Source organism: Amycolatopsis lurida (assembly GCF_900105055.1).
In the GTDB taxonomy this organism is placed as follows: Bacteria; Actinomycetota; Actinomycetes; order Mycobacteriales; family Pseudonocardiaceae; genus Amycolatopsis; species Amycolatopsis lurida.
The window spans coordinates 134658-155287 of sequence record NZ_FNTA01000002.1 but is presented as its reverse complement, the minus strand read 5'-3'; the positions used below and the strand labels follow the sequence as shown (position 1 = coordinate 155287).

The 20630-nt window shown below is 71.2% G+C and carries 13 protein-coding genes; 5 read left to right on the top strand and 8 right to left on the bottom strand.

Going from position 1 to position 20630, the window contains the following annotated elements; genetic code table 11:
- Positions 1-80 precede the first annotated feature (80 nt).
- The 6 genes from BLW75_RS01070 to BLW75_RS01045 form a co-directional block, all read right to left on the bottom strand.
- A complete protein-coding gene (locus BLW75_RS01070; RefSeq protein WP_034307986.1) occupies positions 81-5402 on the bottom strand; it encodes a type I polyketide synthase in 5322 nt (1773 codons plus the stop codon).
- 13 nt (positions 5403-5415) lie between these two features.
- Complete coding sequence (locus BLW75_RS01065) at positions 5416-8868, bottom strand: non-ribosomal peptide synthetase (protein WP_034307990.1); 3453 nt, start codon at positions 8866-8868, stop codon at positions 5416-5418.
- On the bottom strand, positions 8865-12293 hold the full coding sequence (locus tag BLW75_RS01060) for an amino acid adenylation domain-containing protein (RefSeq protein WP_091596439.1): 3429 nt from the start codon (positions 12291-12293) through the stop codon (positions 8865-8867). Before BLW75_RS01060 ends, BLW75_RS01065 begins: the two co-directional genes overlap by 4 nt.
- A gap of 397 nt (positions 12294-12690) precedes the next feature.
- Positions 12691-13755, bottom strand: coding sequence for an ArsO family NAD(P)H-dependent flavin-containing monooxygenase (locus BLW75_RS01055; protein ID WP_034314874.1), 1065 nt, complete (start codon positions 13753-13755; stop codon positions 12691-12693).
- Positions 13752-14819, bottom strand: a complete 1068-nt coding sequence (gene arsB, locus BLW75_RS01050; protein ID WP_034314877.1) for an ACR3 family arsenite efflux transporter — start codon at positions 14817-14819, stop codon at positions 13752-13754. Before arsB ends, BLW75_RS01055 begins: the two co-directional genes overlap by 4 nt.
- 33 nt (positions 14820-14852) lie before the next feature.
- Positions 14853-15257: an arsenate reductase ArsC gene (locus BLW75_RS01045; protein ID WP_034314879.1), complete on the bottom strand. Its 405-nt coding sequence runs from the start codon at positions 15255-15257 to the stop codon at positions 14853-14855.
- A gap of 127 nt (positions 15258-15384) precedes the next feature.
- On the opposite strand from BLW75_RS01045, the gene BLW75_RS01040 reads away from it, so the two are divergent.
- Entirely contained in the window at positions 15385-15795 is a 411-nt protein-coding gene (locus BLW75_RS01040) for an ArsR/SmtB family transcription factor (RefSeq protein WP_091596436.1), read from the top strand.
- 296 nt (positions 15796-16091) lie between these two features.
- Positions 16092-16532: a hypothetical protein gene (locus BLW75_RS01035; protein ID WP_034314882.1), complete on the top strand. Its 441-nt coding sequence runs from the start codon at positions 16092-16094 to the stop codon at positions 16530-16532.
- Positions 16533-16636: 104 nt separating this feature from the next.
- Here BLW75_RS01035 and BLW75_RS01030 read toward each other — a convergent pair whose 3' ends face one another.
- The gene (locus tag BLW75_RS01030) at positions 16637-17437 is read right to left on the bottom strand and encodes an SAM-dependent methyltransferase (protein WP_034314885.1); all 801 of its coding nucleotides are present in this window, start codon (positions 17435-17437) and stop codon (positions 16637-16639) included.
- Positions 17438-17542: 105 nt separating this feature from the next.
- Positions 17543-17953 carry a hypothetical protein gene (locus BLW75_RS01025; RefSeq protein ID WP_034314888.1) on the bottom strand — a complete coding sequence of 137 codons (411 nt, stop codon included), beginning with the start codon at positions 17951-17953 and terminating at the stop codon, positions 17543-17545.
- 121 nt (positions 17954-18074) lie between these two features.
- On the opposite strand from BLW75_RS01025, the gene BLW75_RS01020 reads away from it, so the two are divergent.
- The 3 genes from BLW75_RS01020 to BLW75_RS01010 are packed head-to-tail and all read left to right on the top strand — an operon-like array spanning position 18075 to position 20608.
- Positions 18075-18605: a MarR family transcriptional regulator gene (locus BLW75_RS01020; protein ID WP_034314890.1), complete on the top strand. Its 531-nt coding sequence runs from the start codon at positions 18075-18077 to the stop codon at positions 18603-18605.
- Positions 18602-19762 (top strand): cytochrome P450, encoded by a 1161-nt coding sequence (locus BLW75_RS01015; RefSeq protein ID WP_034314893.1) that lies wholly within the window; start codon positions 18602-18604, stop codon positions 19760-19762. Before BLW75_RS01020 ends, BLW75_RS01015 begins: the two co-directional genes overlap by 4 nt.
- A 57-nt stretch (positions 19763-19819) precedes the next feature.
- Complete coding sequence (locus tag BLW75_RS01010; RefSeq protein WP_034314896.1) at positions 19820-20608, top strand: alpha/beta fold hydrolase; 789 nt, start codon at positions 19820-19822, stop codon at positions 20606-20608.
- The last annotated feature ends 22 nt before the right edge of the window (positions 20609-20630 follow it).

The window sequence follows — 20630 nt, the reverse complement described above, 5'->3', positions numbered from 1 at the left end:
GTGCCGCATCGGTCCAGGTGGTCGTGAGTGGTGAGGACGGTTCTAACCGTCCTCACCACTCACGAGGCCTGACCCACGGCTCAGCGCTCGAGCTTCGGGATGGTGGTCCGGGCGGATTCGGCAGGCGCCTCGGCCTTGTCGGCGCGCAACTCCTCGATTCGCTCGACCAGGGTGGCCACTGTGGACGCTTCGAACAGCGTCTTCATCGCCAGCCGCGTGCCGGTGGCCTTGCGCACCTGGGCGATGAGCTGGATGGCGACCAGCGAGTTGCCACCGAGGGCGAAGAAGTCGTCGTGGATGCCGATCCTCTCCACGCCGAGCAGCTCGGTCCATTGGCGGGCGATCTCGGCCTCCAGGTCCGTGCGCGGCGCGACGTAGTCGTCCTCCGACACCTTCACCGGCGCATCGTCGGGTTCGTCCAGCTCCTCGACGGTGGCCTGGTGCTCGATCAGCTCCCGCACCGGCAGCGTGCTGATCACCACTTGACCACCGAGCCCGGGGGCCAGCGCCCGGACGAACGCCTCGGCACCGTCCACCGGCCGGATCCCGGTCGACGTGACCGCAGTGTCCACAGTGGACCCAGCGGACACCGAAGTCAGGCCGCCGCCGACGGCCTCCTGATCCACTTGCCGCAGCACGAAGTCTTCGATCGTGACGAGCACGCGGCCGGTCTCGTCGCACAGCGAGAGGTCGGCCGCCACCACCTGGTCGCCGCCGGAGTCGCGGTAGCGCAGGTGGCTGCGGAAACTCGCCGGGAGCGCGTCGTGCACGACGATCCGGCCGTAGCTCATCGGCAGGTAGGTGCCGCTCCCCCGGCCGCGGCCGAACGCGGTCGCGACGTCCAGCAGTGCCGGGTGCAGACCCCACGAGCCGACGTCCCCCGCCGCCGCGTCGGGTGCCGTGATCGTGGCCAGCTCCTCCTGTGCGCCGATGCGGTGCTCGCGAAGTGCCGCCCAGCGCGGGCCGAAGGTGACCATGCTGGTGCGGCCGGAGCCGAAGCCGTTCCCGTCGTCGATCGGCTCGGTCCGTCCGGTCACCGCCTCGATGTCCACTGTGGACGTCGAACCGCCCGCGACCCACCCCGCGGAACCGCGCACGTGCGTCCGGCTCGCGCCGGCGACGTGGCTGGTCACGGTGAAGTCGTCGCCGTCGAACTCCACGCGGTACTCCGCGGTGGCACCGTCGGGGACGCCGAACGGCTCGAGGAACGCGACGTCCCGCAGCTCGACGACGTACCCGTCACCGGGCTTCGGCAGTGCCGCGGCCACCGCCGCGCGGACGGTCTCCAGGTGTCCCGTGCCCGGCACCACCGGTACCCCGGCGATCCGGTGCTCGTCGAGCAACCAGTGCGTGGCCGCCGAGACGAGCCCGTGCGCGCCGTCCTCGGTACGCGTGGTGAGCACCGGATGCTCGACCGGGCCGAGTGCCCGCGACCGGGCGGTGCGGATCGTGGTCGGCGCGGCCACTTCCGCGGCCATGCCGACCTCTTCCCAGCCACCCCAGGCGTGCGAGACGAGCCGCGCCCGCCAGCCGTGGCCGCCCCGCGCATAGGCGTCGAGGAAGTTGTTGGCGGCGCAGTAGTCGACCTGCCCGATGCCGCCCGCCACCGCGGTGATCGACGAGCACAGCGCGACGAAGTCCATCGGCAGGTCGGCGAACGCCTCGGCCAGAGCCAGCGTCCCGGCGATCTTCGGGGCCAGCACGGCCTCGGCCGCGGTCCGCTCCTTGACCTCGGCGACGCCGCCGCCGGGCAACCCGGCGGCGTGCACGATCCCGTCGAGGCCGCCGAACTCGCGCTCGGCCAGCTCACGCACCTCGCGCAGGCGCGCCGCGTCGGTGACGTCGGCGGCGGCGACGTGCACCACCGCGCCCGCGGCCTCCATCCGCCGCACGGCGAGCATCGTGCGCCCGGCGCGGTCGGCGCCGCCGTGCGCGGCGAGGTGCGCGTCCCACTCCGCCCGCGGCGGCAGCCCGGCGCGGGAGAGGAGCACGAGCTTCGCCCGCACCCGGCGGGCGAGGTCCTCGGCGAGCGTGATGCCGATGCCGCCGGTCCCACCCGTGATCAGGTACCGGCCGCCGTCCCGCAACACCGGCTCGGTGGCCGCGGGCAATTCGAGCTGGGTGTAGTCCAGCACCCAGCGACGGCCGGAGCGCAACGCGACCTCGGCCGCCGCGTCGGCCGGGCGGAACAGTTCGGCGATGGTGTCCGGCAAGCGATCCGCATCGATCCGGCGCACCACGGTGCCCGGGATCTCCAGCGGCACCACCCGGGCGATCCCGGCCAGGGTCGCGTGCTCGGGGCGGGTCAGGTCGGTACCGGTGACATCGGCGGTTCCGGTGCTCACCACGTCGATCCGCACCGGCTCTCCCCAGGCCTGGACGAGGTTGAGCAGGCTGAAGAAACCGTGGTCCTGTGCGGCCATGCCGCGCTCTTCCCCGGCCAGCGTCCAGGCGTGCACGACCCGCTCGGGCCGGGCGGGCAGCGCGGCCACGAGCGCGTCATAGTCCTCGCGTGCCCCGGGCCGGACGGTGAACCCGGTCTCCGTCGCTGCGAACCCCTCACCGGGACGCACCTCGGTGACCGTCACGCCTGCGTCGCGCAGCAATCCGGGCAAGACGTCGTCGGCGGCGAAGACGAGCGCGTTCGCGAAGGGCTCGCGTCTCAGGTCCGGCTCCGCCTGCCGCCACGCCGGGACCGCGAACCACTCGGACAGGGGCAACGGACCGCTCCGCCGCGCGGACTGGACGGCCGTGATCGGGTCCGGGTCGACCCAGTACCGCTTGCGCGCGTACGGGTAGCCGGGCAGCGGCACCCGGTGGCCGGGCGCGCCGAACATCCGTGGTTCCAGGGAAACGCCGTTCGTCCACAAGAGACCGGCCGCGCCATACAGGGTTTCGACGTCGCCGATCCGCTCGGTGCGGCCCGGCAGGCTCGGCTGCGCCGCGGGCATGCCCTTCGGCACCTGGCCTCGGGCCAGCCCGGACAGCTGATGACCCGGCCCGCATTCGACGAGCGCCCAGCGGCCGCCGCGCGCGAACAGATTCTTGACGCAGTCGCCGAACCGGACGGCCTGACGCAGGTGGGAGGCCCAGTAGGCGGGGTCGGTGGCCTGAGCGCCGGTGATCCAGTCACCGGTGACGTTCGAGAGGAACGGCAGCGCGGGCGCGGTGCGGGTGACGGCGGCGACGGCCTCGGTGAATTCGGCGAGGATCGGATCCATCATCGGCGAGTGGAACGCGTGTGACGTCACCAGCTCGCGGCACTGGACGCCGCCGGCCTTGAGCGACGCAGCGAAATCCGCGATCGCGTCCGACGGCCCGGCCACGACGCACGTGCCCGGCCCGTTCACTCCGGCGATCGCGAGCGTGCCCGGCAGCCGAGTGGCGACACTCTCCTCGTCGAGCTGGACGGCCAGCATCGCCCCGGCGGGCATCGACTGCATCAGACGGCCGCGCGTGGCGACCAGGTTCAGGGCGTCCGGCAGGGTGAAGACCCCGGCGACGGTGGCGGCGACGTACTCGCCGACCGAGTGACCGATCATCGCCGCGGGCCGCACGCCCCAGCTCTGCCACAGCTTCGCCAGCGCGTACTCGACGACGAACAGCGCGGGCTGGGTCACGCGGGTTTCCCGCAGCGCCTGCTCGCCACCGCGCCCGAAGATCAGCTCGCGCAGCTCCGGCAGTTCGGATTCGAGCAGCCGCAGGCACTCGTCGACGGCCGCGGCGAACACCGGCTCGGCCTCGTACAGTTCGGCGCCCATCCCGGCGTATTGGGAACCCTGGCCGGGGAACAGGAACGCCACGTTCGTCTCCGCGGCCTGCGCGGACACCAGGCGCCGCGGATCCCGCAGCCCATCGACCGCGTCCTCCGTGTCACGGGCGACGACGACCGCGCGGTGGGGGTACTCGGTGCGCCCGGCGGCCAGTGTGTGGGCCACGTCGGCGAGGTCGAGGTCGACGTCCCCGGCCAGCCGCTCGGCCAGCCGGTCGACCGCGGCGGAGAGCGCTTCCGCGGTGATGGCCGACACCCGCAGCAGGTGCGCCGGGTGCGGGGACCGGGACCGCTCGAGGGCCGGTGCCTCCTCCAGCACGACGTGCGCGTTGGTGCCGCCGACGCCGAACGAGCTGACGCCCGCTCGTCTCGGTGCCTGGCCCGCCTCCCACTTCGTCACCTCGCGCGCCGGGTAGAACGGGCTCGCCGGGAAGTCGATACCCGGGTTGGGCTCGTGGTAGTTGATGGTCGGCGGGATCAGCCCGTGCTCCATGACGAGTACGGCCTTGATCAGCGAGACCACACCGGCCGCCTGCGACAGGTGGCCGATGTTGGACTTCACCGAGCCGATGGCGCACCAGCCGGTGTCCGCGACCCTGTCTCCGTACACAGTGGACAGTGCGGTGATCTCCATCGGGTCGCCCAGCGCGGTTCCGGTGCCGTGCGCCTCGACGTAGCCGATGGTGCGCGGATCGACACCGGCCATGCCGACGGCCTGCGCGATCGCCTCGGTCTGCCCGGACACGCTCGGCGCGGAGAAGCCGACCTTGGTGGCGCCGTCGTTGTTGATCGCGTTGCCCAGCACGACACCCCGGATGTGGTCGCCGTCCTCGATCGCCTGGGACAGCCGCTTCACCAGCACGACGCCGACACCGCTGCTCCAGACCGTGCCGTTGGCACCGGCGTCGAACGTGCGCACGTGGCCGTCCGGCGAAGTGAAGCCGTCGACGCCCATGTAGCCGACGCCGTGCGGCATCTCCAGGTTGACCCCGCCTGCCAGCGCCATGTCGCATTCGCCGTTGCGCAGCGCCTCGCAGGCCAGGTGTACCGCGACCAGGGACGTAGAGCAGGCGGTGAACACCGCGAGGCTCGGGCCGCGCAGGTTGAGCTTGTACGACACCGAGGTCGTCAGGTAGCTCGGCTGGTTGCCGGTCGAGATGCCGATGCCGCCGTGCTGCGAGGCGAGGAGCCGCTCGTTGCGCATCAGGTTCTCGTTCAGGTATCCGGTGCCCCCGGATCCGCCGTAGACGCCGATCGCGCCGTCGAACCGGGCCGGGTCGTAGCCCGCGTCGGTCAGCGCGGCGTGGCACGACTGGAGGAACAGCCGATGCTGCGGGTCGGTGATCTCGGCTTCGCGGCTGGTCATGCCGAACAGCTCGGCGTCGAACTCGTCGAAGCCGTCGACCATCGCGGTGGCGTTCACCCAGCTCGGATCGTCCACTGTGTCCGGTGCGGCGCCGCGGGCGATCATCTCGTCACGGGTGGCGGGCACGATCGACTCGACGCCGTCGACGAGGTTGCGCCAGAACTGCCGCGCGTCACGCGCGCCGGGCACGCGGATGTCGAGTCCGACGATCGCGATCGGTTCGGCTCCGGGATCGCCGGCGCCGGTTTCAGGAAGGTGGGTCACGGTGGTGCTCCTATCAGGGGCCGGCCGGGCCGGCGGTGCGACGGGGTCTTCTGGTCTGGGTCCGGCCTCGGCGAGCGGCGACGCGCTCGGCGGCGCGGGCCAGTTCCGGGACGGCGGCGCCGCCGGAGTGCAGGTGCGCGGCGAGGGCGCGGACGGTGGGGTGGCTGAACAGGTCGACCAAGGGGATCCGGCGGCCGAGCCGGGCGCTGACCTGGGCGTGCACCCTGGCCAGGGCGAGCGAATTCCCGCCGGCGTCGAAGAAGTTGTCGGTGTGCCCGACTTCGGCGACGCCGAGGACGTCGCACCAGGCACGCGCGATCACGGCTTCGGTCGCGGCCGCCGCCGGATCCGCGGCCACCGACGGCGGCCGCGCCCTGGCGCGGGTCGACGCGGCAGGCGCGGCGGTGCGGACGTCCGCCCGCGGCAGCTCCGGCACGCTCGTCCCGACCGGTGCGTCCGGTGCCGCGGCCAGCGCGCCGAGCAGCGCGACGTAGTCCTCGGCGAGCCCGGCCATCCGGGCGTGGTCGAACAAGTCCGGGTTGTACAGAAGTTCGACGCCGTCGTCGTGGACGTACACCGTGAGGTCGAACGGAGACCCCGGTTTGTCGACCGGCAGCCACGCCGACCGCACGCCGGGCAGGTCCAACCGAGGCTCGGTGAAGTTCAGGACGTTGAACATCACCTGCACGAGCGGGGCGTGCGCGGGATCGCGGGGCACGCCGAGCGCCTCGACGAGCCGCTCGACCGGCGCGGCCGGATGCGCGGTCGCGGCGAGGAGCTCCGCGCCGCCGTCGCGGACGTGCGTCGCGAAGTCCGCGGCGTCGTCGGCCCGCAGCCGCACCGGCACGATGTCCACGAAGAATCCCGCGATGTCCTGGCACTCGGCGAGCTGCCGGTCCGCGACGACCGTGGCGACCAGGTGGTCGGTCGTGCCGGTGAGCCGCCTCAGCAGCTGGCCGAACGCGGCGAGCAGCACCCCGGCGCGGGTCGTGCCGGTGCGGGCGGCCAGTGCCCGGACCGACTCGACGACACCGTCCGAAAAGGACTGACGCAGGCTGGCGCCTCGGTAGGTCTGCACGGCCGGGCGCGGCCGGTCCCGCGGAAGGTCCACCGTGGTCGGTGCACCGGCGAGATGTTCGTTCCACCACGCGACGTCCACGGCCTCCCGGCGTTCGTCGCGTCCTGCTCGCCACACCGCGTAGTCCGCATAGGACGCCACCGGCGGCGGCAGCGGCTCGCCCCGGTAGGCCGCCGACAGGTCGGCGCACAGCAGGTCCTGCGACCAGCCGTCGAACACCGCGTGATGCAGCGTGAAGCCGAGCACGTGTTCCGTCTCGCCGAGCCGGTGAAGCCGCACGCGCCAGGGAGCCTCGCGGTCGAGACGCACCGGCGTCGCCGCGTCCGCGGCCAGCCGGGCCCGCAAACCGTCCTCGGTCACCGGCTCCACCGGCAGCGGAACATCCGCCGGTGCCAGGAGATCCGCCAGCGGAACGCCGTCGACGGCCCGGATCCGCCAGCGGAGCACGTCGTGCCGCTCGGCGACCGCGCGCAGGGCGTGGCGCAGCGCGTCGACGTCCAGCGCGCCGGTCAGCCGGAACGCCATCGCGATGTTGTACGGCGCGGCGTCCGGGGCGAGCTGGTCGAGGAACCACAGCCGCCGCTGCTGCGGGGAAAGCGCGGCCGCGTGCCCCGTGGTCAGCCCCGGCCCGGTCAGCGGCGGCGCGGCCGCGACCCGCCGGGTGAGCCCGTCGAGCGTGCCGCTCGCGAGCACGTCCTCCGTGGCGACGTCCGCGGCCAGCTCCGCCCGCAGCGCCGCGACCAGGCGCATCGCGGCGATCGAGTTGCCGCCCGAGGCCAGGAAATCCGTCCCCGCGCCGTCGCCGAGTACTCGCCGCCAGATGGCCGCGACCGCGCGTTCGGCCGGGGTGCCGAGCGGGCCGAGGTCCTCCCGGCCTGCCGCCAGCGCCGTCTCGGCCAGGTCGCGCAGTGCGGGCCGGTCGATCTTGCCGGTGACCGGGTTGACCGGCAGGCGGTCGAGCACTCGGACGGCGGCCGGGCGCATCGCCGCGGTGAGCAGGCTCTGCCCCAGAATGTCCACATCGGACGGTGCGGACGCCGGTGCCAGGAAGGCCACCAGCCGGGTGCCGCCCGGCCCGGGGACGGCCTCCACGGCGGCGGCGTCGACGTCGGGATGGGTCGCGAGTACGGCCTCCACCTCACCGAGCTCGATCCGCTGGCCGCGGACCTTCACCTGCCGGTCGGCGCGGCCGGCGAACTCGAGACGGCCGTCGGGCAGCTCGCGGGCCAGGTCACCGGTGCGGTAGAGCCGTTCCCCCGGCGTCATCGGGTCGTCGACGAACTTCGCGGCGGTCAGCTCCGGGCTGCCGAGGTAGCCACTCGCGAGGCCCGGGCCGCCGATCAGCAGCTCGCCGATCTCGCCGGGCGCGACCGGCCGCAGCTCGGCGTCCACGACGTACGCCCGGTGGTTCGGTGTCGGTCGGCCAAGCGGCAGCGGATCGGCGGGGATGCCGGTGACCTCGTCGGTGACGACCACGACGGTGGTCTCGGTCGGGCCGTAGGCGTTGAAGAACCGCCGTCCCGGCAGCCAGCGCGCGGCGAGTTCCGCGGGCACCGGCTCCCCACCGCAGGCGATGACGCGCCAGCCGGGAACGGCCGCGGGATCCACCATGGACAGCAGCGTCGGCGTGACGAAACCCCACTCGACGTCGTGCTCGACGAGGAACCGCCGCAGCCGTTCGGGGTCGGCCCGATCGGCGGCACCGGCGAGCTGGACCGATCCGCCGTGCGCCAGCGGGACGAACACGTCCATGGTGAAGGCGTCGAAGGCGGGCGAGGCGATGCCGAGTGCCCGGGCGCCGGGCCGGATCCCGAGGGCGGCGGCGAACCCGGTCACGAACGCGACCACGTTGCGGTGACTGGTCAGCACACCCTTGGGACGGCCGGTGGAGCCGGAGGTGAAAAGCAGGTGGACGAGGTCGTCCGGACCGGCGGGGCACTCGACGGGTTCCGCCGAAGGCGGCGGCACATCGAGCGCCTCGATGCCTGCCATGGCACCGAATTCGGCCCGCGCGCGATCACCGACGATGAGGGAGATCCCGGCGTCCGCGGCGATCTCGGCCAGCCGCGCCTTCGGGCCGCCGGGTTCGAGCGGCACGTAGGCGGCTCCGGACAGCAGCACACCCACGACGGTCGGGATCAGCTCCGGCCGCCGGTCGGCGCAGATGCCGACGCGAGTGCCGGGCCCGGCACCCCGGGCCCGCAGCAACCGCGCGACGCCGGTCGCCGACGCGACCAGTTCGCGGTAGGTGAGCCGGGCGTCACCCTGCCGGACGGCGACGGCGTCCGGGGTGCGCGCGGCCTGGGCGAGGATCAGCCCGCTGATCGTGGTGTCCGGGTAGGACAGTGGCGGGCCATGGCCTCCCACGACGGGCAAGGTGTCGGTCACCGAGGGATCTCCTGGTCGGTTGTGTGGTGATGCGGTGGCTCGATCCAGTGCCGTTCCCGCTGGAACGGATAACCCGGCAGGGGGACGCGGCCGGGATCGCCGTCCGCTCCCCATTCGATCTCGCCGCCTGCGGCCCAGTGGGCGGCCAGGTCTCGCTCCGCCCCGGCCGGGCCCTCGACGTCGGTTCCGTTCGCCAGCACCGCATCGAGCGCGGCGACCGCCGACGTGACCGAGTCCGCCACCACGGCGGCCCGGCACGCGAAGGCCCGCCGCGCCGAAAGCGTGAACGCCGTGTCCCTGAGGTCCGGCGCGTCCGTGGCGAGCCGGTCGCGCAGCAGGGACACCGCCTCTCGCAACGCCTTCGGGTCACGGGCGGACACCGACAGTACGAACGGGCCGCTCGCCGCCGGCCGTGGCGGGACGACAGGGGCCTCCTCGACGATCACGTGCACGTTCGTGCCGCCCATGCCGAACGAGCTGACCCCGGCCACCCGCCGCTCGCGGACGGGCCAGTCGGCGGCCTTCGCCGGGACGTACCAGGGGCCGCCCGCCAGGTCGACCTCCGGGTGGGGGGCCGTGAAGTGCAGGCTCGGCGGGATGACACCGTGCCGCACGGACAGCACGGCCTTGATCAGCCCGGCGATACCGGCCGCCGCGTCGAGGTGCCCGATGTTCGTCTTCACCGAACCCAGCGCACACGTTTCCGGCGGTGTGTCCCCGTAGACGCGGTTGAGCGCGGCCACCTCGATCGCGTCACCCAGCGGGGTGCCGCTGCCGTGGGCTTCGAGCAGCGCGATCTCGTCCGGGGCGACCTCCGCGACGGCCAGCGCCTCGGCCACCGCGGCCGCCTGCCCGGCCGGACCCGGCACGGCGTAGCCCGCGCGGTCCGGGCCGTCGTTGGTGATCGCCCAGCCCGGCAGCACGGCATAGACGTGGTCGCGGTCGGCGAGCGCGTCGGACAGCCGTCGCAGCACGACCACGCCGGCGCCCGAGCTGAACCCGGCGCCCGCCGCGGCGACGTCGAACGCGCGGCACCGGCCGTCCGGTGAGGCGAGCCCGCCACTGCGGTACCGCGGCCAGGTCACGCTCGCCCCGCCTGCCAGCGCGACGTCGCACCGGTAGTCCGCGAGGCTCTGCGCGGCCAGCGCCACCGCCGCGAGCGAGCTGGAGCACGCGCTCTGCACGGCCACCGCCGGCCCGGTCAGCCCCAGCCGGTAGGCGACCTGGCCGGGCAGGTGGTCGGTGAGCTGGCGGCCGGTCAGCCGCCCCTCCCAGTCGTCCGGGTCGACGTCGCCGGTCACGGCCGGATTGCCGAACAGGTGGAACAGGAAATAGCGGTTCACCGAGGCGGCCGTGAACACCCCGACCGGCCCGGTCTCGGCGGCCGGGTCGCGTCCCGCGTCCTCGAGTGCCTGCCACGCCGTTTCGAGGAAGAGCCGGTGCTGCGGGTCGGTTCGCGCGGCCTCGTCGGCGGTGAACCCGAAGAATCCGGCGTCGAACTCTTCGACACCCTCGATCCGGCCTCCGGCACGCACGTACGCGGGGTCGGCACGCAGGCGCGGTCCGATCCCCAGCGCCGCCAGTTCTTCGTCGGCGTAGTCGTGGATCGAGTCGACACCCGCGCAGAGGTTCCACCAGAACGAGGCGGCGTCCGGCGCGCCGGGGAACCGGCAGGCCAGGCCGACGACCGCGATGAGATCCCCGGCAGGCTCCTCCCCGGCGACCGGCGGCGGAGTGTCCGAAGTGGACTTCGTGAGCCAGGCGGCCTGCCCGGCGATCGTCGTGCGCTCGAACAGGGCGAGCAGCGGGACGTCCACCCCGAACTCGTCGGCCAGCCGCACCTGCACCCGCCCGAGCCGCAGCGAGTCGCCACCTGCGTCGAAGAACGCCTCGGTGCTGCCGATCCGGTCACGGCCCAGGATTTCGCACCAGATCCGGTGCACGCGTTCCTCGGCCGGGGTCAGCCGCTCGGCCGGGAGGGTCGCGGCCGAGCGCGGATCCGGCAGCGCCCGTTCGTCAAGCTTTCCGGTGACTGTCAGCGGAAAGCTGTCCAGCACCGCGACGGCCGCGGGTACCGAGTAGCCGGGCAGGGCGTCCACCAGCGCGGCCCGGAGCACCCGGCCGTCCGGACGCGGGCCTGTCGCGGTCACGTAGGCGAGCAGGTCGCCGTCTCGTACGATCGCACGGGCTTCGGCGACGCCAGGCTGTTCGGCGAGCTTGGCTTCGATCTCGGTCAGCTCCACCCGGAAGCCGCGGACCTTGACCTGCCGGTCGAGCCTGCCGAGGCAGACGAGGTTCCCGTCCGGCAGGAGCCTGCCGAGGTCGCCGGTCCGGTAGCGGCGGCCGCCGTCGGCGGTCTCCACGAACGCCGGGCTCGGCTGGTCGAGGTAGCCGTCGACGAGGTGTCGTCCGCGCACTTCGAGTTCGCCGCTGTCCAGCACGGTGAGCGTGAACCCGGGCAGCGCACGCCCGATCGGCAGCGGTCCCTCGGCGTCCGGGTCCAGCTCGGCGGCGGTCGTCCGGTAGTGCGCGGCGAAAGTCACCTCGGTGGCGCCGTAACCGTTGACGAAGACGCATTCCGGCGCGAACCGGCCGCGGCGGACGTCGGCGTGGGTCGCCTGTTCGCCGCCGAGCAGCACGGTCCGCACGGACGGGAGGCCGGTCTCGCCGAGGACGTCGAGCAGGTGCCGGTAGACCGTGGGCGTCGAGTGGTAGACGGTCACCTCGTGCCGCGCCAGTTCGCGCGCGGCGTGGGCCACGCCGTGCGCACGCAGGTCGACCGGTACGAGCGCGGCGCCGGTGAGCAGCGCCGGATAGAGGTCCGGGATCGCCGCGTCGAAGCCGAACGACGCGAGCAGGCTGAGCCGGTCGGCCGGAGTGATGCCGAGCGCGTCGATCTGGTTGTCGACGACGTGCAGGAGGTTGCGGTGGGTCTGCCCGACGGCCTTCGGCCTGCCGGTGGACCCGGACGTGAACAGCACGTACGCCAACCCGTCCGGATCAGGTTCGGGCACCGGGAGCGGCGCGGTCTCCGCACTCGAACGCACCAGCCGCGCGGATCCGGTGCGGCACAAGAACTCCGCGAGCTCGACGTACTCCGGGTCCGCGAGCACGGCGGTCACCCGCGCGGCCGCGAGCTGGTACTCGAGCCGCTCCCGGGGGAAGGTCGGGTCCAGCGGGACGTACGTGCAGCCCGTGGCGAGGGTGCCGAGGATCGCCGCGATCGCGGCGCTGCCGTGCCCGGTGACGAGCCCGACCCGCTCCCCCGGCCGGACACCGGCGTCGCGCAACCGCAGCGCGCGACCGCCCGCGAGCCCGGCGAGCCGGGCGTAGGTGAGCTCGGTGCCGTGCTCGAAGACCGCGATCCGGTCGGGCGACTGCCGGGCATGCGTATCGAATCGGCCGACGCAGCCGGATTGTGTCATCGGGCGTCGAGCAGTCGCTCCGAGGTTTTTCGGGCGCGCGACAACAACGGCGTGGACTTCATCTTGCTCCCCAGTGCAGATTCAGGTGAAGAATCACGCAAGGTTATGACGGCCGGCCGCGCCGAGGAATACGATTTCCGCGGATTTAGTCCGAACGATCCATCCATATTGGACCATACGCCGCAGTTCTCCACGACCTACGACCAAATCCGTTCCCTGGACACCACTTCGTGACCATCGTTCGGCCACCAACAACACTCGGTTGATCACATTCGGTGACACGTCGGATATTAACCGACACCGTGTCATCGAATTCGTTCACGAACAACCCGCGAGTCGATTCCACAATCGATTCAGAAATACGACTTTCACTACCGGACGCGGTGACGTGAAGCGTTCAGAGGATTGCGCGGCGTCCACCGCCGGCTTCGAGATCGTCGACCGCGGCCCGGGCCGTCATGCCGACGCCGATGATCGTGGCCGATGCGGGGCCGGTCCAGTCTCCATAGCCGAGGAGGTGCAGCCGGGGCTCCGCGACGGCGCGGGTGCCCTCGGTGGGGATGCGGCCGCGGGTGGTGCGCAGCCGCAGCGGGGCCAGGTGGCCCAGCGAGGGCCGGAAGCCGGTGCACCAGATGACCGCGTCGGCGTGCCGGCGGGTGCCGTCCGTCCACACAGGACCATCGCTGTCGAGTCGCGCGAACATCTCGCGGCGCCGCAGCAGGCCCGCGTCACGAGCCTCGCGGACGGACGGGACGGCGACGATGTCGCCCAGCCCGGCGACGCCCGCGGTGTCGGCCTGCCCGGTTTCGAGGGCTTGGCGGCGCCGGGTGGCGACGTCGAAGAGGGCCTTGCCGTCGATGTGGTCGGGCAGGTAGCGGGGCGGGCGGCGGGTGACCCAGGTCAGGTTCGCCACTCCGGCGAGGTCGGCGGCGATCTGCGCGCCGGAGTTGCCCCCGCCGACCACCACGACGTCCTGGCCCGCGAACTCCTCCGGACCGCGGTAGTCCACCGTGTGCAGCCGGCGACCGGTGAACCCGCCGGGCATCAGCGGCAGGAAGGGACGCCACCAAGTGCCGGTCGCGCTCACGACCGCCTCGGCGCTCCACTTCCCCGTATCGGTGCTCACCGCGAATCGGGTGCCGTCGTGGGACACGGCGGTGACCGTCTCCGCGCGGCGGATCGGCAGCGCGTAGCGTTTCTCGTACGCGGCAAGGTACTCGACGACATGCCCGGCGGTCGGATAGCCGGGGCCCGGATAGGGCGGCATCGGCCACCCCGGCAACAAACTGTGCCGCGCCGGGGAGAACAGGCGCAGCGAGTCCCAGCCGTGGCTCCAGGCACCGCCCGGCTGGGCCTGGGCGTCGAGAATGACGAAGTCCAGGCCGGCGCGGCGAAGGCAGTAGCCCGCGGCGAGACCGGCCTGTCCCCCGCCGATGACCACTACCTGCGCGGTTCCGGTCACTCGGTGGTCCAGCGTTTCCGCAGCCAGAGGCTGACGTAGACCAGCGCGACCAGCACCGGGACTTCGATCAGCGGACCGACGACCCCGGCCAGGGCCTGCCCCGAGGTGACGCCGAAGACACCGATGGCGACGGCGATCGCGAGTTCGAAGTTGTTGCCCGCGGCGGTGAACGCCAGTGTCGTGGTGCGCTCGTAGGACAGCCCGGAAGCCTTGCCCAGCAGGTAACCGCCGATCCACATGATCGCGAAGTACACCAGCAACGGCAGCGCGATCCGGGCGACGTCGAGCGGGCGGGAGGTGATGTTGTCACCCTGCAAGGCGAACAGGATCACGATCGTGAACAGCAGGCCGTAGAGCGCGATCGGCCCGATCTTGGGCAGGAACGTGCCCTCATACCAATCGCGGCCCTTGCTCCGCTCCCCGACGCGGCGGGACAGGTAGCCGGCGGCGAGCGGGATCCCGAGGAAGATGATCACGCTGAGCGCGATCTCCCACGGCGAGAAGTCGATACTGGTGCTGTCCAAGCCCAGCCATCCCGGCAGCAGATCGAGATAGAACCAGCCGAGCACGCCGAACATGATCACCTGGAACACCGAGTTCAGCGCGACCAGTACCGCCGCGGCCTCGCGGTCACCGCAGGCGAGGTCGTTCCAGATGATCACCATCGCGATGCACCGGGCGAGGCCGACGATGATCAGCCCGGTCCGGTACTCCGGCAGATCCGGCAGCATCGACCAGGCGAGCGCGAACATCAGCGCCGGGCCGAGAATCCAGTTCAGCACCAAGGAAAGCACCATCGTGCGCTTGTCCTTGGTCACGGTGTCGAGCTTGTCGTAGCGGACCTTCGCCAGCACCGGATACATCATCAGCAGCAGACCGAGCGCGATCGGCAGCGACACCTGCCCGATCTTCACCGCGTCGAGCACACCCTGCAGACCAGGGATCACGCTGCCCAGCAGCAGCCCGGCCCCCATCGCGACGATGATCCAGACCGGGAGGAAGCGGTCCAGAAAGGACAGTTTGTGCAGGACGTCGGTCTCGGCCCTGTCGGCGGTTCGAGTCACGGGCTGGGTCTCCAGAAGTCGGAAGCGAGGGGATCAGGCGTCGAGGATTTCGGCGACCAGGCCACGGACGCGGCGGTCGATCTCGTCGCGGATCGGGCGAACGGCCTCCACACCCTGCCCGGCCGGGTCCTCCAGCGGCCAATCGAGGTATCGCTTGCCGGGGAACACCGGGCAGGTGTCACCACAACCCATCGTGATCACCACATCGGACGCTTCGACGTCCTCAGTGGACAGCTTGCCCGGTACCTCGGCGGTGATGTCCAAACCCCACTCCGCCAGCGCCGCCGCGGCTGCGGGGTTCACCTTCTCCGCGGGCTCGGAACCCGCGGACCGCACCGCGATCCGCCCGAGCGAATAGTGCTGCAACAACGCGGCGGCCATCTGCGAACGGCCGGCGTTGTGCACGCAGACGAACAACACCTCAGGCGTGCGGGCCATGGCTCTCCTCAGGGCAGGGGCGAGAACTGGATCGAAGTCCGTGAATCCAATTCAACGGCCTGTATCGACGTTTGTCAATCCAGTGGGTACGCTCGTCGTCACAGGTCACACGAACCGAGGAGGGCGCATGGCGACCGAGAACGGCCGCACCCGGAAGCCGGTGCCCATCACCCTGCTGATGGCCGAGCCCGCGGCGGTCGTGGCCCAGGACGAGGCGGAACACGCGGCGAAGCTGTTCAAGGCGCTGTCGGACCCCGTGCGGATCCGGCTGCTGTCCATGGTCCGGTACTCACCGGGCGGCGAGGCGTGCTTCTGCGACCTCGCCGAGGAGTTCGACATGCCGCAGCCGTCGCTCAGCCATCACCTGCGCGTGCTGGTGACGGCGGGCATCCTGGAGCGAGAGCGCCGGGGAACGTGGAGCTGGTACAGCATCGTCCCCGAGCCATTGCGGACCCTGGAGGCACTGCTGACGACCGGCGGGCCGCTGGCCGATCGGACCGCGCCGCTTTCGGCCGGGCAGCGGGCCACGCGCTGTTAGCGGCGCCTGCCGATCAGAGTAGCGCTCGGCGACCGTGCTTTCAGCCATACTCGGCATGACCGCTCACCGCTTTCGTCCGAACAGGCTTCAAGACGGTGGCGATTTCGCCCGCCCCAGCGTCTTTGACCCGGAAGGTGCCCCGCCCTTCGTTTCGACGCCCGGCGCCGGGTGCCGGGAAACCCCACGGTTTTCGCCCTGACGAAAAGGCGTGTACGCGGTCAGGCCCCCTCAACGAGGATGATTCCCACGCCCAACGGAACAGCGGGCGTAATTCCGCAAAGATGAGGGGATCGACCATGTTCAAACTGCGATATGGCGGTTTCGCGGCCGCGGCACTGATGACCTTGGGCGCCGGATCGGCTTCGGCAGGCACGACATCGGCGCCGGCCGGCGAACCGGAGGGGCAGACCGAAGCCTCCGTAGCCCAGGACAGCGAGCGCTACCGGTATTTCGACCTCCAGGAGGTCGGCGGGCCGCTCCTCGCCAGGGTCGTCGTCGACTTGAAGGACCGCGATTTCACCGTATGCGACAAGGAGGCGAACGATTACTGGGCATACGCTTCGTTCCAGGAAACGGTGAGCTCGCCACCGGCGAAGCCTTACTACCGGGACACGACTTCAGGTCCGAAGTGCACCCATTACAACAAGAAGATCCCGAAGAAGAAGGACATCGTGACGATCTGCCAGTCCGATCCTTTGTGGGACACCTGCATCGACCGCCGCGTCCGCTGGTGGTGACTCGACCGCGTGAATGTCTCCTGTCCGATCATCCGGAGGACGAGGCAATCGTCGGATAGGTGACCAAAGCCCGCGGCAGCAGTCGTCGTATCGGCTCGCCGGGGTCAGACCTTGCGTCCGACCCCGGCGTAGACGTCGTCCGGTTCGATGTCTCGGAGTCCGGGTTCCGGGTGCCACAGTGGCGCGCTCACCACACCGGGGTCGACCAACTCCAGTCCGTCGAAGAGAGCGGCGACGTCGGCGTAGGGGCGGAAGTACATGGGATCCCTGCTGTTCTTCATCGCCTCGGTGACCGCCGCCATTTCCCGTGGCGCGTGGTCGGCGGTCAGATGCGACAGTGCGACCAGGCTGCCCGCCGGCAGCGCCTCCCGGTAACGGGCGACGATCTCGGCGGGGCGCAGGCTGTCCGGGATGAAATGGAACACGGCCACCATCAGCAGCCCGATCGGCTGGTCGACGTCCAGCAACGCCCGCACCGCCGGCGAATTCAGGACCGCCCGAGGCTCGCAGAGGTCTTCTTCGACAACGGCGGCGTTCGGGTTGCCGTCCAGGATGAGGCGGCTGTGGGCGACGGCGACCTTGTCGTAGTCGACGTAGACCACCTGACATTCCGGGTCCATGTCCTGGGCGATTTCGTGCACGTTGCCGACCGCCGGGATCCCCGATCCCAGGTCGAGGAACCGGGTGATGCCCTGCCCGACCATGTACTGCACGGCGCGGCGAAGGAACGCCCGGTTGGACGCGGCGACCTGACGGCCCGAGGGCAGGACCGCCATGACCTTTTCCCCGACAGCGCGGTCGGCGTCGAAATTGTGGCTGCCGCCGAGCAGCCAGTCGTAGACCCGCGCCGCACTGGGCACTCGGATGTCGACACCCTCCGGAACCCGTCCACCCGCCACGGACACCCCACACCTCGCACTGCTTCGGCTCGGTACACCACTGTCGCCAGTACGGTACCGACTGCGATACCTCACCCGAAACCATCGACCCCACCGGCCGGGGCCCGTGCCTCAGATGGACGCGCGAGCGGCTCGCGAGGCGTCGGTCAAGGTGGTGCCGGAACCGGACACCAGGCCGGTGTGAACGCAGGTGAGGGTGACGTTGTAGCCACCGGGAGCCGTGGCGTGCAGGAAGGCGCTGCAGGTGTCGCCGCCGCCGAGCGCGATCCGTGCCAGCGCGCGTGCCTCTTCGCCGGCGTCGGTGAGCGTGGTGCCAAGCCCGTCGATGAAGGAAAGCCCGATGCCGTTGCAGGCGAGAGTGGCTTTGTAGCCACCACTGACCGTCGAGTTCAGGAACGCCGAGCACCCCGCGGCGGGTGCGGCGCTCGCGACGGCGGGCAAGGCGAGATTCGCGACGGTCAGTGCTCCGATCATGGCCAGCGCTCGCTTGGCCGAGCCGATCCTTCTGCTGCTTTCGCGCATCGACGCATCCTCTCTTTTCTGCGACACGAGACGGCGATTCGACGACCGGCGACCCCGGGTGGTTCCCCAGGCGCGCAACGTATCGAGACAAAAGCATCGTTTTAGATGTATCGTTATCGATGTGAAGGCCAGTGAGTTGTATCTTCTCGGCAAGCATCTGATGGAGCTCGCCGCCCGGGGCATGCGTGACGACACGGATCCGGAGACCCCGGAGATCTACGACGTGCTGATTTCGGTGCTCGTCGAGGGGCCGGGCATGTCGATCGGGGAATTGACCGCACGGACCGGTTTCGCGCAAAGCCACGTCTCCGGAGCCGTCGCCAGGATGCGGGCGGAGGGCGCGGTGGTGACACGCCCTGATCCGGCGGATCGCCGCCGCACCCTGGTCGTCCCGGTCGACGCGTTGGTCGAGGCGATCGCCCGGCGCCAGCAACGTGCCGCCGAAGAGATCCTCGCCGCGGCGCTCGCCGAGCTCGATCCGGACCGGGACTCGGTCGCGGACCGCGCAGCACGGCTCACACGGGCGGCGGAGGAGCTGTACCGGCTGCTGACCGCTCGCGCGCTGGGGGTGGACGAGGATGCCGCACTGACACCGTTGCACTCGCTGGCCGAGAAGACGACCGGAAGACCGAGGAACGGAGAGAGAACATGACTGGGGCAGCCGAATACCCGTTCACGGACACGGAACCCTTGCGGTGTCCCGTGGAGTTCATCCGCCGTCAGGACGAGGAGCCCGTCGGCCGGGTACGCCTGGCCTCCGGTGAGGACGCCTGGCTCGTCACCCGCTATGCCGACATCCGGGGATTGCTCGGCGATTCACGATTCCGCCCCTGGGTACCCGGGACCGGCTCGGCCGACGGCGGAGGATTGCTCTTCACCATGTCGGGCCCCGAGCACGCGCGGCTGCGGCGGATCGCCGCCAAGGCACTCACCCCGCGCCGGATCGAGCTGTTGCGCCCGAGACTGGAAGCCATCGCGGCGGAGTCGGCCGCGAAACTGATCTCGCAAGGCCCTCCCGCCGACGTGGTGAACGAGTACGCGATCCCCTTCGCGCTCGCCGCACTCAACGAACTTCTCGGTGTCCCGCAGGCGGCTCGCGACGAGCTGCGGGGTTGGACCGACAGCATCGTCGCGGTGTTCACCGCGCCGAACTACGAGGAAATGGCCGAAGCGGCCCAAAAACTGGGCGACTACTTCGCGCAACTGGTGGAGGCCAAGCGGAACGCACCCGGCGACGATCTGCTGACCGGCCTGATCGAAGCCCGCGACGACTCCGGCGACTCGTTGCGCCCGGAGGAGATCACGCAGCTCGCCTTCGCGATCATGATCGCCGGATACGTCCCGCCGGCGAACACGCTGGCGCAAGCCGTACTGCGGCTGGCCGTCGAACCGGCACTCCCCCGCGATCCCGCCGGGATCCCCGTCTTGGTCGAGGAACTCCTGCGACAGGACCAGGGTTCGGCCACGGACCAAGGGCGAGTCGCCGCCGAGGACGCCGAAATCGGCGGAGTTCCGATCCGTGCGGGCGAATTCGTCCTCGCGCCCTTGCGCGCGGGCAACCACGATCGCAGGCGCTTTCCGGAACCGGACCTGGTCGATCTTTCCCGGAAGCCCGGTCACCTCACTTTCGGGCACGGGCCACACCATTGTCTCGGAGCCGCACTGGCCCGCGCGGAGCTTCAGGTGGGTATCACCGCGTTGCTCGCCGCCGCACCACGGCTGCGGCTCGCCGTGCCGTTCGACGAACTCGCCTGGCGGCCGATGTTCCTCACCCTCCGCGGCCCCGTCACCGTCCCGATCACCTGGTGACACCTTCGTCGCTGACGGGTTGACCCTGACGCAGGGTCAACCCGTCAGCATGCTGCCATGAGCACGCAGGACAGCCACTTCACGGTCCACCACGACGGCGTCGCGATCCAGGTCTCCCGCGGCGGCCGGGGACGGCCACTGGTCCTGTGTCCCGGGCTTCTCACGACACAGGCCGACCTGTGCGAGCTGATCGAGCTCCTGCGCCGCGACCACGATGTGGTGGCCTTCGACCTCAGGGGCCATGGCCTCACCTCGGCCGCCGACCGGTACACCTTCGAAGCGTTCCTCGGCGATTTCGGCGCCGTCATGGCGGAGTCGGATCACCACGCGCCCCTGCTCGTGGGACATTCGCTGGGCGCGGACCTGGCCGTGCACTACGCCGCCGACCATCCGGACGCCGTATCCGGGCTCGTCCTCGTCGACGGCGCGAACCCGGTGCCCGAACCGTTCCTCACCGAGGCCGATCTGCCGGAGTTCCGTGCGATGGCGGAGGGACTGCGACACGAGTTCGAGCGGGTCGCGGGCACCGCGCGTCAGGTGCTGCTGGCCCCTCAGGACTTCCTCGACCTGAACATCGAGATCGAAGCGGTGCGTTCCGGCATCCTCGACCGGTACCGGGAGATCGACTGCCCGATCCACCTGATCATGTCGACCTCGATGGCCGGGAACGGCGACGACGATCGAGCGCGGTGGCGCAACGAGAACTGGCGGGCCGGAGCCGAACGGCTCGCCCGCGAACGGCCGCACCTCTCGACGTCGTGGCTCGACGCCCACCACCGGCTCGTCGTCACCCACGCTCCGGAGATCGCCCGGTTGATCCGCGACGCCGGCAAGGCGACCTGCTGACCAGCACACCGGTCGAGGACAC

Excerpts from the sequence above, each read along its gene's own strand:
- BLW75_RS01010 (WP_034314896.1), top strand. The coding sequence starts at position 19,820 with ATGAGCACGCAGGACAGCCACTTCACGGTCCACCACGACGGCGTCGCG.
- BLW75_RS01035 (WP_034314882.1), top strand. The coding sequence starts at position 16,092 with ATGTTCAAACTGCGATATGGCGGTTTCGCGGCCGCGGCACTGATGACC.
- BLW75_RS01045 (WP_034314879.1), bottom strand. The coding sequence starts at position 15,257 with ATGGCCCGCACGCCTGAGGTGTTGTTCGTCTGCGTGCACAACGCCGGC.
- BLW75_RS01060 (WP_091596439.1), bottom strand. The coding sequence starts at position 12,293 with ATGACACAATCCGGCTGCGTCGGCCGATTCGATACGCATGCCCGGCAG.
- BLW75_RS01015 (WP_034314893.1), top strand. The coding sequence starts at position 18,602 with ATGACTGGGGCAGCCGAATACCCGTTCACGGACACGGAACCCTTGCGG.
- BLW75_RS01040 (WP_091596436.1), top strand. The coding sequence starts at position 15,385 with ATGGCGACCGAGAACGGCCGCACCCGGAAGCCGGTGCCCATCACCCTG.
- BLW75_RS01025 (WP_034314888.1), bottom strand. The coding sequence starts at position 17,953 with ATGCGCGAAAGCAGCAGAAGGATCGGCTCGGCCAAGCGAGCGCTGGCC.